This window comes from Sphingobacterium multivorum, assembly GCF_039511225.1.
In the GTDB taxonomy this organism is placed as follows: Bacteria; Bacteroidota; Bacteroidia; order Sphingobacteriales; family Sphingobacteriaceae; genus Sphingobacterium.
On sequence record NZ_CP154261.1, the window covers coordinates 1859738 to 1875604 of the forward strand.

Genomic DNA, 15867 nt, shown 5'->3' on the forward strand with positions numbered 1-15867 from the left:
TTTTCTGCAGTCAATGATGAAAATTTTTTGTGTTCGGTGCACTGAAAGCAGTTTTGATGATTGTTTTTTGCCGGATTAATAAATAGCGATAGATTTATAAAATAGTAATAAGGAAATGAGTTCAAGACGTGATTTTATTCGGCAAGGTTTGATTGCTGCAACCACAATGGGGACATTAACCGCATTCGATGCGAAAGGATTGACGATTGCAGCAAAAAGCAATGTTAAAAATTATCCCATTGTAATTTCAACTTGGGACTTTGGGATCGCAGCAAATAAAGCCGCTTGGGAAATATTGTCTAAAGGAGGGAAGGCATTGGATGCGGTAGAGCAAGGCGTACGCGTTCCCGAGGCTGATCTCAAGAATATGACAGTGGGTAAAGGTGGTTATCCCGATCGCGACGGTCACGTCACACTTGATGCTTGTATCATGGATGCGGATGGTAACTGCGGTGCTGTTGCCGGAATGGAAAAAATTGGACATCCAATATCCGTAGCACGGCTGGTCATGGAAAAAACACCCCATGTCATGCTGGTAGGTGAAGGCGCATTGCAATTTGCGTTAGAAAATGGTTTTAAGGAAGAAAATCTACTGACCCCAGAAGGTGAAAAAGCCTGGAAGGAATGGTTGAAGGAGAAAAAATACAAACCTGTAGCCAATATTGAAAACCAATCTTTTGCAGCAGAACGTTTGCCTGGAAACCAATACAACCACGATACAATCGGTATGTTGGCATTGGATGCTAATGGGAATATCTCTGGAGCTTGCACCACCAGCGGTATGGCTTTCAAGATGCATGGTCGGGTAGGAGATAGCCCTATTATTGGAGCTGGACTTTATGTCGATAATGAAGTAGGTGGAGCTACATCAACCGGAGTTGGCGAAGAAGTTATTCGGAATGTAGGAAGTTTTTTAGTCGTCGAATTGATGCGTCAGGGTTATTCTCCTGAAGACGCCTGCAAGGAAGCTGTGATGCGTATCGTGAAGAAGAAACCTGCAATTGCGAAGGAAATTCAAGTTGGATTCTTAGCAATTAATAAAAAAGGGGAATATGGTGCCTATGCACTACAACAAGGTTTTTCCTATGCAGTTTGTGACAGTAAACAACAAGATTTGTTGATTAAAGGAAAGCACTACTATTAATATTAAAAATAAGGGCTGATTAATCATTATATTTGTCTAAACATATAGTCGCATCGGCTGTATGTCCATAAAAGTAAGAGTTAAATACGCAAGATTATAAAAGTATGAAAGCAACATTTGGAGGAGGATGTTTTTGGTGTACAGAAGTTATTTTCCAAAACACTGAAGGGGTAACATCGGTATTACCTGGGTATATGGGAGGACATGTCGATAAACCGACTTATGAGCAGGTTTGTACGGGAACAACTGATCATGTTGAGGTTGTCGAACTAGAATATGACGAAGAGCTGGTGAATTACGAAGAGCTCTTGAAAATCTTCTTTAGGACGCATAACCCGACGACGTTAAATCGTCAAGGTAATGATGTGGGCACGCAGTATAGATCAGTTGTTTTTTACCATAATGAAGAACAAGAGATCTTAGCACAGAATTTTATCGATGAATTGGAAAATGAGGATGTTTACGAGGACCCTATTGTCACAGCGGTAGAACCTGCGTCTACATTTTGGTTGGCAGAAGATTATCATCATAATTATTTTAATGATCATCCTGAAAATCCATTTTGTTCAGTAGTCATTGCTCCAAAACTTCAAAAATTCCTAAAAGAATTTAAAGCTTAAAAAGACAATAATAAGGGGTTGAATCAGGTGGACCTTGGGAAATGGATGTCATAAAATTGGCTTCTGAGTTTCCTGGATTACATATACGAAACAACATGAAAATTAATAATCCACAAAAAAGGCTCGAATATTTATTCGAGCCTTTTTTGTGGATTGAACATGAGTTAGAACATTTCCATCTGTCCTTTATCATCGATTTGAATGTCATTTGGATTGGTGATCTCCAATTTGATATCATCATTTTTATCGGTTGACCCGACCTCCTTCTCTTTTACGGAACTGTCCACTGCCGTTGTACTACTATCAACCGTTGTTTCTGTGGTATCAGTACTTGATTCGGCTGCTTTTTCCTTACCTTTTTGACTTAAATCTTCATCCGCTGTCGTTAGCGTAACCGATTTCACCGTATGGAACGACAGACGGTTTCCTTGCGCTTTTATTCCCTTTACATCAATAATTTCAGTCAAAGGCTGATCGAGCGTTTCTTCCGTTTGGGATTTGCCTTTTAAAATCTCCAATTTGACCATCGGTTCAGCCGCATTACTCATCAGGATCAGTTTGGATCCTGCATCTTCATTGATAAAGGAAATACGTTTTCCAATAGGCTGGTCATCAAATTTAAAACGTTTGACAAAATACGTTCCGCTTTTGCCGTCCTGATGCACGACTGTATAGATATGGTCAGGATAGTATTTTTCTATGCGGATCATTTTCTCGTCGAAGTGGTTGCTTAGATCAAAGTTTGACAATTCGTAGCTACCATCCGAAAGGACCACTAATATCTTGTCGTCGCCGTCGAACTCGCCGAGGTATTGGCCACGCTCATCTGCGTTTAGACGTTTCATGATGCTATCATACCATATTTTTCGTCCTGCTAGTGTAGAGACACCAGAGCTTTTAAAGCTGATTTTTTTGACAGGATATTTTGAGACAATATTTCCTTGTGAAGCACGGCCTTTGATTGCAATCTCGGCAAAGTCCATGTCAAAATTTAGCTTGCGCAATTTTGTGTGCGGTTTAAGCTGTATATTAACCACCTCCGCTTCACCGTTGGGATTGGCTGTGAAATACAGAATTTTTGAGCCCTTGGATCCTTTGGACACATCATATTCTTTATCTCGCGTAACTCCTACTACTGAGAAACGTTTGATAAAACTGGTTCCAGTTTCACCTTCTTTATAGATGGCGTTATAGATTGTCCGCTCATCACCTTTTTTGAAAACAGCAACATGGATAATTCCTTTTCCAACAAATACTTTATCCTGGATTTTACTGACAACATATTTGCCATCCTCCCGGAATACAATAATATCGTCGATATCCGAACAGTCACATACAAACTCATCTTTCTTCATGCCCGAACCAATAAATCCTTCTTCGCGATTGACATATAGTTTGGTATTTGCTAGCGCAACTTGGGTCGCTTCTACTTTATCGAATACGCGCAGTTCGGTTTTACGCTCGCGATCTTTACTATATTTTTCACGCAATTTCTCAAACCATGCAATGGCATATTCTGTCAATTGACGGAGATGGCGCTTGACTTCCTTGATCTCATTTTCGAGTGCTTTCATCATTTCGTCCGCTTTTTTAACGTCGAAACGAGTGATGCTACTCATTGGTTTATCGATCAATTTTTTGTAATCTTCTGGACGTATCTCGCGGTAAAACTGGTCAAAGAAAGGTTCAAACAAGCGATTCAGAACCTGCACTACGACCTCAAAGTCACCGGCATTTTCATAATCCGGATGCTTGTACATCCCCTCCTGAATAAATATTTTTAATAAACTACTGAAAAAGATTTTTTCTTGAAGGTCGTTTAAACGAATCTCCAATTCTCGTTTCAATAAATTTTTGGTGTTTATTGTGTTTTCCGTTAGAATGTCGTTGACACTCATAAAGTGCGGTTTCTCATCCTTAATAACACAGGTGTTAGGGGAGATAGAGACTTCACAGGCTGTAAAGGCATATAAGGCATCAATCGTTACATCCGGAGAAATTCCCGGGGCCAAATGCACGATGATCTCTACATTTCCCGCTGTATTATCCTCGATTTTTTTGATTTTAATTTTTCCCTTATCGTTTGCTGTAACCACACTTTCAATCAGGCCGCCGGTTGTAGTTCCGAATGGAATTTCTGTAATTGCGAGCGTCTTTTTGTCGCGTTCTTCAATCTTCGCACGTACACGGATTTTACCGCCACGTTGCCCCTCATTATAATTTGAAACGTCGGCCATACCACCCGTAGGAAAGTCTGGGAAGATATTCGGACGTTGACCGTTTAAAACCTGAATTGATCCATCGATGAGCTCAATGAAATTGTGGGGCATAATCTTGGTCGCTAGACCAACAGCGATACCCTCGGCACCTTGAGCCAATAACAACGGGAATTTTACTGGAAGGGTGACAGGTTCGCGATTCCGTCCATCGTAACTCAATTGCCACTCAGTCGTTTCGGGATTGAAGACAACGTCATTTGCAAATTTGGATAATCTTCCCTCAATATACCGTGGAGCAGCGGCAGAGTCGCCCGTAATTGGGAAACCCCAGTTACCTTGACAGTCAATCAAGAGATCTTTTTGTCCCAATTGCACCATGGCATCACCAATAGAAGCATCACCATGTGGGTGATATTTCATTGTATTACCGATTACGTTGGCAGCTTTATTATATCTTCCATCATCCATTTCCTTTAAGGAATGGAGGATACGACGTTGTACGGGTTTCAAACCGTCATTGATATGTGGTACGGCTCTGTCCAAGATAACATAGGATGCATAATCCAAAAACCAGTTTTCGTATAGTCCTGATATCGGTATCGTTTGACTTCCGCTTTCTGTTTTTCCGGATCCCAGTTCTTCTTGATTGTCTTCCGTTGGGAAGTTCGTTTCGTCACTCATTTACTCAGCAATAGATTAAATTGTACAATACAGAAATGTTCGAAATAGTATTTTATTCGAACGTGTAAAAATACAAAACCATTTTGTTTTATCCCAGTGAAACTATGAAAAGTTAAAAAAATTAGTTTTTATAACTAAGTATGTTAGTTTTTCAAGTTGAGTTCATCAATTTCCTATTAAGTAGTTCCCATTTTTTTGTTTCGCATATTATAAAATGAAAATAATTAATAGTTTTGTACCGTGTTAAGGACTTTAATCACATATCAAAAAATCGGGATTCCTCTTTTGTTGATGGCTCTGCTGTTGCAGACATTCAACAAAACGTTACTGGTTGGTGATTATTACCTCAATACCTCCCGATACGCGGAAAACTGTGTAAATAAGTCAAAAATTTGGATGCATTGTGACGGGAAATGTCAGCTTTCAAAATTGATAAAAAAGCAACAAGAAGAGGAAAAGAAACAGCAAGAAAAAAGGAATGAGAGGCAGAGCGAATTCTACTGTTTTAATTCCTGTATCAGTTCTCTTTCTATGCTCTTGGTTGGGGACAGCAAACAATTGTTTAGCCCCCTGCCAGATTTAAAAACCATCGAACGCCCACGCACGATTTTCAAACCACCTACCTGCTAGTATTTCATTAAAGACTGTTGTATTTTTCGTTTCCTTAGCCTAAGGAACCGGATAATATTTTGTCCAATTTTTTTAAATAAGGCCTCATTGCCTAGCTTATACCATAGAAAGAGAGCGTTGTTTTCTTTCATATACTAATTTAATGAAATCAATAAAAAGCTATTTACTATGTGTTGTTGCTCTGGTTGTCAGCGAGCGTATAGCAGCACAGCAATATATAATTAAAGGACGGGTATTTGATTTACAAACACAAGTTCCATTAAGTGGAGCGTTAATCAATATTCCATCAAAAGAATCGGTTTCTGCCGACGATAAAGGATATTTTGAAATCAGTACAAATCGAGCTGACGGAGACTTAAATATCTCCATGCTGGGCTATAAGAAACAAGTCGTACACTATATTGCGGGAGAAAAAGAACTTCATATTCAGCTTGATGGGGACGAGGTTCATTTGAACGAAGTTCGTGTTGGTGCTTTTTTGAGCAATAAATCAATCAAAGAGACAGCAGGAGCAATTGCTGTTATTTCAGGTGATCAGATTCGCCAAGGCAGCGGAGTGTCTCTGCAAGGTGCATTAAATAGTATTCCGGGTGTTCGGATGGATCAGAGTACCTTGTCCGAAGCCCGTATTTCTATTCGTGGTAATGGTGTTAGGGCGCAGTACGGGATTAGAAATGTAAAAATATACGTTAATGATATCCCAATTACAGAGGCTGACGGGACCTCTCGCATAGAAGCACTAGATGTGAATGATCTGGGCAAAGCAGAAGTTATCAAGGGACCTGCCTCAAGCATTTATGGTGGCGGTACCGGAGGTGTGATTAATTTTCAATTGTTGCGATCTCCTTATCAAGAACAAAGTCTAGAGGTTTCCGCTTTAAGCGGCTCTTATGGACTCAAACGGCTGGCAACAGCATATCGCTCGGGTGGAGATAAAATGAACAGCTATGTCTCCTATGGTTGGCAGCAATATGATGGTTACCGAGATCATAGTAATGATAAAAGACGTTTCCTGACAGGAAACTTTCAGTTTTTTCCCTCAGCAAAACGAACGGTTACCGTTTTGCTAAATAGAACTTCCCAAGATTCTCAAATACCTGGGGCGCTCACGTCGGCACAAATGGAAGAAAATCCCAAACAGGCAAATGCGACCAATTTGGATAAGCAGGCTGCACGCTATCAAAATTGGACCCGAATAGGATTGGGACAGCAATACCGCTTCAATGATCGTTTTTCCAATTCTACTAGTATTTTTACGTATTTCTATGACCTTGATCATCCCTTGCCATACGCCTATTTAAGAAATTACTATCAGAGTTATGGTGGAAGGACCAGATTTAGCTATGATGCCGGAATAAAGCTTTTGCCGACAACCTTTACTGTTGGAGCAGAATTTAATCAGGCACTTACCAAGGGTGTTCAATATGTGAATGAACATGGGGTAGAAGGGGCTATCAGTGGTAATAGTGATTATAAAAACAGCTTATATTCCTTGTTTTACCAATCCACCACTGCAATTGGCAAAAGAACGACTTTAGCCTTGGGAATAAGTTATACCGGTATTGATTATCAGGTGAAAGACTATTTGATTTCTACACGGAGTGGTACAAAGACGTTTAAACCACAAGCTTCACCAAGAATTGCGTTAAGCCACAATTTCGGAACGGCTCTCTCGCTTCATGCAAGTATCAGTGCAGGATTTTCACCACCTTCAAGTTCTGAAATACAAAACGAAGATCGCTCTATCAATACGCGTATACAGGCTGAAAGAGGTACCAATTACGAGTTGAATGCCAAAGGTAGTTTCTTTGGTGCTAGGTTATCTTATGAGCTTGATTTATTTAAAATGGATATGAAAGGCGAGCTAATAGCTCAATCCATCCAACAAGGTATCACGATTTATAATAATTCGGGTCGTACCGATCACAAAGGAGTCGAAGCGTCAATTGCTTATTTGCCCATCCGGGAGGAAGATGGATATGCAGTGACATTGTTGCGGCCTTACATTGCATTGACGTATGCTGATTTTAAATTCGTAGACTATAAGGTGCTTGGCGAACACAATCAGGTAACGGCAGTATACGATGGAAATGATCTCACGGGGATCGCTCCTTGGGTTGCCAATATAGGTATGCATATGGAGACGAAATATGGAATATATTTTTTTGGAAGTTATTTCTTTAACGATCGACTTCCTGTAAACGATGCAAATACAGTTTTTAATTCTTCTTACCAATTGGTGAACGCTAAAATTGGATGGAGAAAAAAACTCGCTAAGCATATTACTGTCGACTTGTATGCAGGAATGGACAATATTACAAATACACGATATAGTTCCTTGACCTCCCTCAATGCGAGCGGATGGAATGGGGGAGCAGCACCTTACTATAACCCTTCGCCAGGGAGAAATGGCTTTGGAGGGTTTAATCTGAAATATATTTTTTAGTTGGAGATTTAAAGAAAATGAGAAAATTAATTCTTTTATATACCATAATTGCCCTCTTTTTGCAGGGTTGTGATGCGGTGGATCGGGAACAAATTAAACATAATCCCGTTCTCGTTTCCACTGTAAAATCTACCGCTTCCTGCGTATTTTTAACAAAAGACAATATGGGGTTGCCCGCTATAAGCTGGATCGAACAAGATAGTTTGAAGCATAAATACTTTTACTTTGCAAATTGGGATACAAACGCTGGCCGATTTGGTACAGCCATTGCAATACCGATTCAACCCAATACCAGTATACACGAAGAGGGTATGCCAAAAATCGCATTCAAAGGAGATGGGACTATCGTTGCTATTTATGAAACTTCTGTTCCCTCCTCTACGAGTAAATGGGGTTTAAGTGATATTCAATATACGATGTCTTTTGATAGGGGAAAGAGTTGGACTGAACGAAAATCAATCCAAGCGGATGTGCCATTGTTGGGTTCCCGTTCTTTTGCGGACATTATCCGTCTCGACGATGGAGAAATTGCGGTTTCGTGGCTTGATACTGACCCTATAAATCCAGCACTGGGACGACCCGTTAAATTTGCGAGAACACATACAAAAGAAGGTTTTGGAAGAGCCGTTTTGGTAGATTCAGCAGCCTGCCAATGTTGTCGTACCGCTATGAGTACCAATGGGCAAGGACAGGTCAATGTTGTATTTCGTGATCTTTTGCCCGGATCCATTCGCGATATTTCAATAAGTGTTTCTCCAGATAATGGATTCAATTTTAGCAAACCTATGCCTTTTAGTAATGACCATTGGGTAGTGGACGGTTGTCCTCATAATGGTCCCTCCGTTGTATTTGTTGGTGCTACAAAATATGTGTCTTGGTATACAGGGGCGAAGCGAAGTGGAGTATATTATGCAGAATTGGATGCGAACAATAAAACAGTTGTGAAGCGTGAGTTAAGTAGCGAAGCTCGATTTGTACAACTAGAGCTGATGCCCACTGGAGATCGAATTGCCACATTCGATGTTGCTTATGAAAAAGGAGGGGCAACATTTAAAAAAATTATGGTGAATCGAATTAATGACAAAGGATTTTTTGAAAAAGAAATTTCATTACCGCTATCACATGCTTCGTATCCAGTTATTACAGCATTGGGAAAAGATCAAATTGTCGTTGCCTGGGCAGATGATAATAAGATTTATTATAGACTTGAAACCATCGAGACCATCAATATTGCTGTTCATAAAGAAGATGCAGCACCGTCAACTACAGAAAAGATGCCCTTATCGGAAGCGATGCCATCCGCTAAGGATCCAGTATGCGGTATGATGGTAAGTGCAGGTTCCGAACCAGAGCAAATTGTTAATCATGGCGATACCATCAGGTTTTGTAGCGCTGCATGCAAAAGAGCATTCTTAAGTAAAGCCGATTAGTATATCCACTGTAAAAAACTACTGAAAAGCAACTATGGGTAGTCCAGTCTAGTTGCTTTTCTTTTATATCCTATTGCCAGAGCTTGTCGATGTCTTTCTTCAAAATCTGCTCTTTCATCTCTTCTTCAAAATTTCCAAATTGATCCCTGGTGACGGATTTGCTGATATGGCCAGCCTCCAGCACCAAGATTTCATCGCAGGTATCTTTTAATGTGGAAAAGATATGGGATGAAATTAAGATGGTCTTGCCCATCGCTTTTAAACGTAGCATAATCTCCGTGAGAATGATGCTGCTTTGTAGATCAATGCCATTAAAAGGTTCGTCAAGGATATAATAGTTATTGTCCTGTAGTAATGTTGCCGTCAGCGCAAGTTTTTTTTTCATTCCTGTCGAATAAGAGCTAGCATATTCTTTTAAGGGCAACTCAAAAATATTCCTTTCGCTGAGGTTTTTAATCTGTTTACCACGTGCATCTGTCAGCAGATAAATATACTCTTCACCCGTGAGCTTAGAAAGGAAATACGGATCTGAAGTCAGGTAACCTAAATTGTTTTTCAGTGGCTCTAAATCAGATTTTATACTTCCTATAGCAGTTTCCAGTCCAGCAATACAACGAAACAGCGTTGTCTTTCCGGCACCATTTTCACCGACAATACCGTATATTTTTCCGCTATCAAAGGTGTAAGTAACCTCGTGGAGTATTTGATGCTGTCCAAAGGACTTGCTAATATTCGTAAGCTCGATCATAAGTGATTTTTTAAATTGTTGATTGCTTTGATATAGTAAAAGGGCAAGAGTGCGAGGATCAAGGGGTAAAAGCTAAAGCACAGTGCCAAAGCAAAACCTTCGGGGAAATTGATCTCCCGTGGGTAAGCAACATATTTTAAGGTGATTGCAAAAGGAAGTAAAAGTAATATTCCGCCCAATACAATACACACATTAAATAACTCCGATGGAAAGATTATAACATACAGAAAAAGAAGGGGCAGTACCAAGAGTAGACATTGTAAAATTCCTCTTTTAAACTTTCGCATCAGAAAGACTGTCGGTGTATAATGGTTATTCCAGAGGTAAAAAATAGGTTCCGGTAATTGATAATAGAAAACACAGGCGAGCGCAATGCAAACCACACAAAATAAAACAAGATTGGAATTGGCCACATAAAAGCCGATTCCGGCCAAGAGATACAATACAAGCAAGAGCAGGTAGCTTCGTCGGAACCCAATGATAAATTCAAAAGGTTTTTTTGCGAAAGGTGTCGGAATAGATTTGCCGAAAGCCTTAAATGTCAAAAATGCAAAGATAATAGCCAAAATAGCTAATAACACTGCATAGCCCCATTGGTTATGGAGGAAAAGAATGATGAAAGACGGCAGCGTTAATAAGCCATTCTCGAATATTCTGATCTTGTGAAAATCTCGCTTACTGTATGTATTTTTGAGAAAGTCATTTCTGTTTTTTTCTGTGAGCAGAAACAGTACCTGAAAATTGCCAAGCAGCAGCGCATAACAGCCAAAAAGGGGATATTGAACCAATGCATAATAAGCAAAATAGGCTAATCCAAACACGATGAAAAAGGCGAGCCAAACAGGCAGTCCTGTAGCCCGAATATGTCGAGAAAGTAAAGTATATTGAAGCTTTAAATAGTTGCTAACCATGATACAATCAAAAGTAAAAAATCGAAGTTAAAACAAGGGACTGTTCCCTTATTTTTATTTCGGCTTTGCAACGATCGATTGCTGGTCGTTTTGACGCTTGAATTTCTTTATTTTACGGCCCTGTGTCTTTTCTGCCAGCCCAGCATATAGGTCAGAGCAAGTAGCAAAACTACGGCATTGGCATACATAATGACTGGAATTCGCAGGATAACATCACTATAGTACAATCCAGCAAGCAGTGCGCCAAGTCCTATTCCGGCTTCAAGGGAGATATACATGGTTGCAACCGCCTTGCCACGATGCTCGGGTAAACTAAGGTCAATCGTCCAGGCGTTCACAGCAGGAGAGAGTATGCCCGTGCCGACGCCATAGATGCTTGCTCCGATCATCATGCCAATAAAACTATTTCCGATGCCAATGGCAACCAGAGCGATCGCAATAATGACTAATCCGACAACAATAACCTTAGGTCTTCCATAACGGTCCGAAACTTTGCCGGATACAAAACGTATCAATACCGATGCAATGGTGAAAGCCAGGAAAAATAGCCCTTTATTTTTGAGTCCAAGGTATTCACTCCAGTCTGGAATTAGGGTTAAAATGACTCCATAAGCGGTGTAAGATAAAAACGTGACGATTCCCGCAGGTAGTGCACGCCATTCAATGATATCTTTACGGTTTATTTTGAGCATGGAAAGATTGAATTTCTCTTTTTTCGCCAGTGTTTCCTTCATGTTAATGACGATAAGGATGGAGAGAAGTGCCATGAAAGAAGAGCAATAAAACATCACATTGATACCAAAGGCCTCGAAAATAGCACTGCCAATTGCTGGGCCGACAGCCGTACCGACGCTAAAGGCCAATCCATGCATTCCGAGCGCCTCACCCCATCGTTTTTGTGGAACCAGATCGGCGACATAAGCAGAAGTTGAGGTAGGTTTAAAACCAGTGGAAAAACCATGTATCAAGCGTAAGAATAGAAAGCCCGCGACTGATGTTAAAATGGGATAAAGAAAACCACAGATGAAACAGACGATGGATCCAATTGCCATGACTGGTACACGTCCCCAGCGATCGGTCAATTTACCACTAAAAGGTCGCGAAATTCCAGCAGTCAATGTAAATAACGCGATGATCAACCCTTTGTATTCCGCTCCGCCCAAACTGCTCAGATAATTGGGAAGTTCGGGGATAATCATATTGAAGCTCGAAGAAAATAGGAGTGAGCTTAAGCAAAGTAAAATAAATTGAAGCGTATAGATGGATTTCTGTTCAGCTGGCATGGCGCTATTTTTAACGTGTGTGAATATTCAAAAAAGGACAATGGATGTTGGCGATTATCCATCCTTCAAGGGAATGGGTCAAATGTACAGTTTTTGGAGCGATTAAGCTGTTCTTTTGGCGGAAAATAATTGAATTCTTTTATGGGATGGAAAATGCGGCGTTGAGGTCTTTCCTGCCTAAAAAAAGGTTATTTTTGTTGAGACCTTTTGTTTAAAACATGCAAGAACATAGAAATCCAGGTGTTTATTTTGAAATTCCGGTATCAGATTTGAATCGCGCAATTGCGTTTTATAGCCAGTTATTCAATTTTACCTTTGAACAAGAAGATTTTGACAATAATCACATGGCTTACTTTCCATTTCAAGAAACCTTATCTGGGATTACTGGCGCCCTCGCGAAAGGCGAAATTTATAAACCTACACGCGAGGGAATACTCCTTTATTTACATGTAGAAAATATATCAACTACGTTAGAAAAGGCCATGAGCTTGGGTGGAAAAGAGCTATATCCCGTCACCTTTCATACCGATCTGGGATTTGCTGTCGCGGAGATTGAAGATTCTGAAGGAAATAGGATCGGGCTACATCAAAAGTTATAAATGGCGAATCAGGACCATATCACCTATTAGGTCAACTGTTGTCGGGCTATTTCGCTGCAGAAAATGGTCGCTGCAACGGCCACGTTGAGTGATTCGGCTTGGCCTATGCGCGGAATAGTGACGGCTTGATCGACCAACGCTATTATTTCATCACTGATGCCATTTCCTTCGTTGCCCATAACAATTAACCCCTCATTAGCCCACATAGTCTGATAAATGGATTGACCATTAAGTAGGGCACCATAAACTTTCAATCCAGTAGCCGGAATAAAATCGGTTAAATCAGTATAGTGGATCTGCAGTCTGGCCAGTGAGCCCATGGTTGCTTGCACTACTTTAGGATTGTATGCGTCAACAGTTCCAATGGAACAAATAATATGTTCGATTCCAAACCACTCCGCCGTGCGGATAATTGTACCCAGATTGCCTGGATCCTGCACATCATCGAGTACAAGGCTAAACTTGTTTTTTAAATTACTTGGTACAATTTTTTGCTGTAAAGGAAGTTTGACCAAAGCGAGGATACCTTGTGGCGATTTCAGTGTACTAATCTTTTGAAATTCAGTATCTGTTAGTTCATGGGATTTTATATTATGCAAGATTTTACCCACTTTTGTGTTTGCGTCGCCCGTGTAGAAAATAGACTCAACCTCATAGCTTGATGAAATAAATTCCATCACGGATTTTATACCCTCAACGATAAACAGGCCGTGTTGTTTTCTATACTTTTTATTTTGTAGAGACGTTATTAGACTGATTTGCGCTTTTGACAACATTTTTATTGATGATTAAGTATCCTCGTTTTATCGGATTTGCAAGTATAACGCTTTTAGTGTTATTTTTTGCATCATGCCGTTCTTCAAAATATCTTGACGATGACCAAGCTCTGGTTACAAAAGTACAGATTTCTGGTGTCACCCCTGCATTGAAAGAATCATCCGAAACGTATATTTCCAATCAAATAAGACCTAATTCAAGGGTAAATCTATTTATTTACAATACATTCAATACTAAAAACGGGCGTTATAAAACCAAGAAAATTCGGAATGTTGGCGAACCACCTCATTTGTTGGATTCGGCAATGGTCGATTTATCCGCCAATCAAATCCGACGCTTTCTATTTTCAAAAGGTTATTTTAAAGCTAAGGTCGAACCAACGATTTCAGTTTCCAAAAAGCGAGCACATATCGATTTTAAAGTGGATGAAGGAGTCCCATATCAAGTTAGAAATATAGATCGAAAATTTGAGGATGAAGATATTAAGGCAATATTTGAACGGGAGGTACTCCCCAAAACTGCTGTAAAATCCAATACCCAGTATGATGCTGCAAAGTTGCTCGATGAGCGGGAGAAACTTTATATTTCGATGCGTAACAATGGATATTACGATTATTTAAGGCAATACATGCGTGCTGGGATTGATTCCACGATCGATGGACCTTTGATCGACCTGAAAATTAATGTCGAAAATCCGTCTGACTCAACGATACATAAAAAGTATCAAATAGACAGTGTTTATATGACGATAAGGAATTATGGAACAATGTCGAAGAAGGAGCCACGTCGTATACTAGATTCTGCAAAACGTCTTTTATTTGTTGATGAAACAAATAGTTTCAGGTGGAAACCTTTGGAACGTTATATGTATCTACGCTCAGGTCAGTACTATTCCTTGCGGGAGGAAAATAAGTCCTATGACCGATTGTATGAGATGAATGGTTTTCGTTCTGTCAAAATGCAGTTTGTCAAAAAAGATTCCAATAAACTCGATGTGCACTATGATTTCGTTCCAAGACCGCGTATGGGAAACCAGATAGAGGGCGAGTATACCTTTAGTTCGGGTATGAGCGGATTTAATATTGGAAATACATTCTCTCAACGTAATATCTTTGGTGGTTCGGAGCAATTGGAAGTGAAATTACGTTATGGTGTATTGTTTGATCCGCGTCTCGCAGGTGGGCTTTCCAGCAAAATATTCAATAACGATTTTCAAGCGGGCGTGAATTTAGTTATTCCTCGTCTGATGGTTCCCTTTCATATTAATCCGGGCGGGAAGTTTGGTTTGCCCAAAACGACCTACTCGATGACATTGCAGTTGTTCGATCAAGATAAAACCTATTCAAACCGCTATTTTATCACGTCTCTGAATTACTCATGGTATGAAACAGAAAATAAGTACCATAGTTTTACGCCTATTGTGTTGGAGTATCGGGATGGACGCTTAGATTCCAATTTTCGGAACAAGCTTGTACAGGAAGGTTATCAGCTGTATGTACGTAGCAACGACCGTCAGTATTTTGGTTTAGGGACACAATATACCTTTATATTGAATGGCAAAAAACTGAATAGTAAGGAGGACTTTCAATATTTCAGAGGGACATTGGACGTTAGTGGAAACGTATTGGATCTTATTAGCTCCTTGGCAAAATTGCCCAAGAATGCCGATGGTGAGAAAAAAATATTCGGTGTGCCCTTTCTTCAATACGCCAAGACAGAATTCGATTATCGTTTATACCGAAATCTCGGTGGAAATAGGCAGTTTGTCTTCCGTTTTAATCCGGGGATAGCGATTCCTTATGGGAATAACTCTAAATTGTTAATTTTTGAAAAGAGCTTTTATAGCGGTGGGATGAATGGCATACGCGCGTGGCAGGCGCGTACCTTGGGGCCAGGTGCCTATAACCGGCAGAGTCTTAGTGAGGATTTGCGTTTAAACCTGCGTAATTTGGATCAGCTGGGGGAGATTAAACTGGAAGCGAATGCCGAATATCGGTTCAGATTACTCAATAACTTCCTGGGTGCAAAGATGAATGGGGCGACATTTGTGGATATGGGAAATGTTTGGCGACTGAAGAAGGATGAAGAGCTGAATCCGGGTGGGGAGTTTAAATTCAATAAATTTCTTGGGCAAGTCGCCATTGGTACCGGCTTCGGACTTCGTTTCGATTCGGACTATTTTGTCATTCGCTTAGATGCCGGGCTTAAACTAAAAGATCCGCAATTCTCAGGTGCTGATCAATGGGTTATCAAGCATTTCTTTGATTCCAAAGAATTTAAGGCCCAATATTACGAAACCCATAGGCCTGACAGATACAATTTTATTCAATACAATTTTGGAATCGGTATGCCGTTCTAATGTCTAACCGTTTCGGCATG

At 40.2% G+C, this 15867-nt stretch carries 11 protein-coding genes; 6 read left to right on the top strand and 5 right to left on the bottom strand.

Annotated elements, in window-relative coordinates:
- The first annotated feature begins 115 nt into the window (after positions 1-115).
- Positions 116-1144, top strand: a complete 1029-nt coding sequence (locus tag AAH582_RS07620) for a N(4)-(beta-N-acetylglucosaminyl)-L-asparaginase (RefSeq protein ID WP_046672203.1) — start codon at positions 116-118, stop codon at positions 1142-1144.
- A gap of 104 nt (positions 1145-1248) precedes the next feature.
- Positions 1249-1764, top strand: a complete 516-nt coding sequence (gene msrA, locus AAH582_RS07625) for a peptide-methionine (S)-S-oxide reductase MsrA (protein WP_046672204.1) — start codon at positions 1249-1251, stop codon at positions 1762-1764.
- Positions 1765-1928: 164 nt separating this feature from the next.
- Here msrA and AAH582_RS07630 read toward each other — a convergent pair whose 3' ends face one another.
- Positions 1929-4664 (bottom strand): DNA gyrase/topoisomerase IV subunit A, encoded by a 2736-nt coding sequence (locus AAH582_RS07630; protein ID WP_343321733.1) that lies wholly within the window; start codon positions 4662-4664, stop codon positions 1929-1931.
- Positions 4665-5436: 772 nt separating this feature from the next.
- Here AAH582_RS07630 and AAH582_RS07635 point away from each other — a divergent pair.
- On the top strand, positions 5437-7740 hold the full coding sequence (locus AAH582_RS07635; protein ID WP_343321734.1) for a TonB-dependent receptor: 2304 nt from the start codon (positions 5437-5439) through the stop codon (positions 7738-7740).
- A gap of 17 nt (positions 7741-7757) precedes the next feature.
- Complete coding sequence (locus tag AAH582_RS07640; protein WP_343321735.1) at positions 7758-9170, top strand: hypothetical protein; 1413 nt, start codon at positions 7758-7760, stop codon at positions 9168-9170.
- Positions 9171-9240: 70 nt separating this feature from the next.
- Here the strand turns inward: AAH582_RS07640 and AAH582_RS07645 are convergent, their stop codons facing one another.
- The 3 genes from AAH582_RS07645 to AAH582_RS07655 all read right to left on the bottom strand — a co-directional run bounded on the left by AAH582_RS07645 (position 9241) and on the right by AAH582_RS07655 (position 12112).
- Positions 9241-9918, bottom strand: a complete 678-nt coding sequence (locus AAH582_RS07645; RefSeq protein ID WP_046672208.1) for an ATP-binding cassette domain-containing protein — start codon at positions 9916-9918, stop codon at positions 9241-9243.
- Positions 9915-10829, bottom strand: a complete 915-nt coding sequence (locus AAH582_RS07650) for a hypothetical protein (RefSeq protein ID WP_046672209.1) — start codon at positions 10827-10829, stop codon at positions 9915-9917. The genes AAH582_RS07645 and AAH582_RS07650 overlap by 4 nt, the downstream gene beginning before the upstream one ends.
- A gap of 107 nt (positions 10830-10936) precedes the next feature.
- Positions 10937-12112 carry an MFS transporter gene (locus AAH582_RS07655; RefSeq protein ID WP_343321736.1) on the bottom strand — a complete coding sequence of 392 codons (1176 nt, stop codon included), beginning with the start codon at positions 12110-12112 and terminating at the stop codon, positions 10937-10939.
- Between the two features lie 218 nt (positions 12113-12330).
- Here AAH582_RS07655 and AAH582_RS07660 point away from each other — a divergent pair, with 218 nt between their 5' ends.
- On the top strand, positions 12331-12711 hold the full coding sequence (locus tag AAH582_RS07660; protein WP_046672211.1) for a VOC family protein: 381 nt from the start codon (positions 12331-12333) through the stop codon (positions 12709-12711).
- A 26-nt stretch (positions 12712-12737) separates the two neighbouring features.
- Here the strand turns inward: AAH582_RS07660 and AAH582_RS07665 are convergent, their stop codons facing one another.
- On the bottom strand, positions 12738-13487 hold the full coding sequence (locus tag AAH582_RS07665) for a TrmH family RNA methyltransferase (protein WP_343321737.1): 750 nt from the start codon (positions 13485-13487) through the stop codon (positions 12738-12740).
- A gap of 8 nt (positions 13488-13495) precedes the next feature.
- On the opposite strand from AAH582_RS07665, the gene AAH582_RS07670 reads away from it, so the two are divergent.
- Complete coding sequence (locus tag AAH582_RS07670) at positions 13496-15847, top strand: BamA/TamA family outer membrane protein (protein WP_046672213.1); 2352 nt, start codon at positions 13496-13498, stop codon at positions 15845-15847.
- Positions 15848-15867 lie beyond the last annotated feature (20 nt).

Coding starts and splice junctions, on each gene's coding strand:
- AAH582_RS07665 (WP_343321737.1), bottom strand. CDS start 13,487: ATGTTGTCAAAAGCGCAAATCAGTCTAATAACGTCTCTACAAAATAAA.
- AAH582_RS07650 (WP_046672209.1), bottom strand. CDS start 10,829: ATGGTTAGCAACTATTTAAAGCTTCAATATACTTTACTTTCTCGACAT.
- AAH582_RS07640 (WP_343321735.1), top strand. CDS start 7,758: ATGAGAAAATTAATTCTTTTATATACCATAATTGCCCTCTTTTTGCAG.
- msrA (WP_046672204.1), top strand. CDS start 1,249: ATGAAAGCAACATTTGGAGGAGGATGTTTTTGGTGTACAGAAGTTATT.
- AAH582_RS07635 (WP_343321734.1), top strand. CDS start 5,437: ATGAAATCAATAAAAAGCTATTTACTATGTGTTGTTGCTCTGGTTGTC.
- AAH582_RS07645 (WP_046672208.1), bottom strand. CDS start 9,918: ATGATCGAGCTTACGAATATTAGCAAGTCCTTTGGACAGCATCAAATA.
- AAH582_RS07670 (WP_046672213.1), top strand. CDS start 13,496: ATGATTAAGTATCCTCGTTTTATCGGATTTGCAAGTATAACGCTTTTA.
- AAH582_RS07655 (WP_343321736.1), bottom strand. CDS start 12,112: ATGCCAGCTGAACAGAAATCCATCTATACGCTTCAATTTATTTTACTT.
- AAH582_RS07620 (WP_046672203.1), top strand. CDS start 116: ATGAGTTCAAGACGTGATTTTATTCGGCAAGGTTTGATTGCTGCAACC.
- AAH582_RS07660 (WP_046672211.1), top strand. CDS start 12,331: ATGCAAGAACATAGAAATCCAGGTGTTTATTTTGAAATTCCGGTATCA.
- AAH582_RS07630 (WP_343321733.1), bottom strand. CDS start 4,664: ATGAGTGACGAAACGAACTTCCCAACGGAAGACAATCAAGAAGAACTG.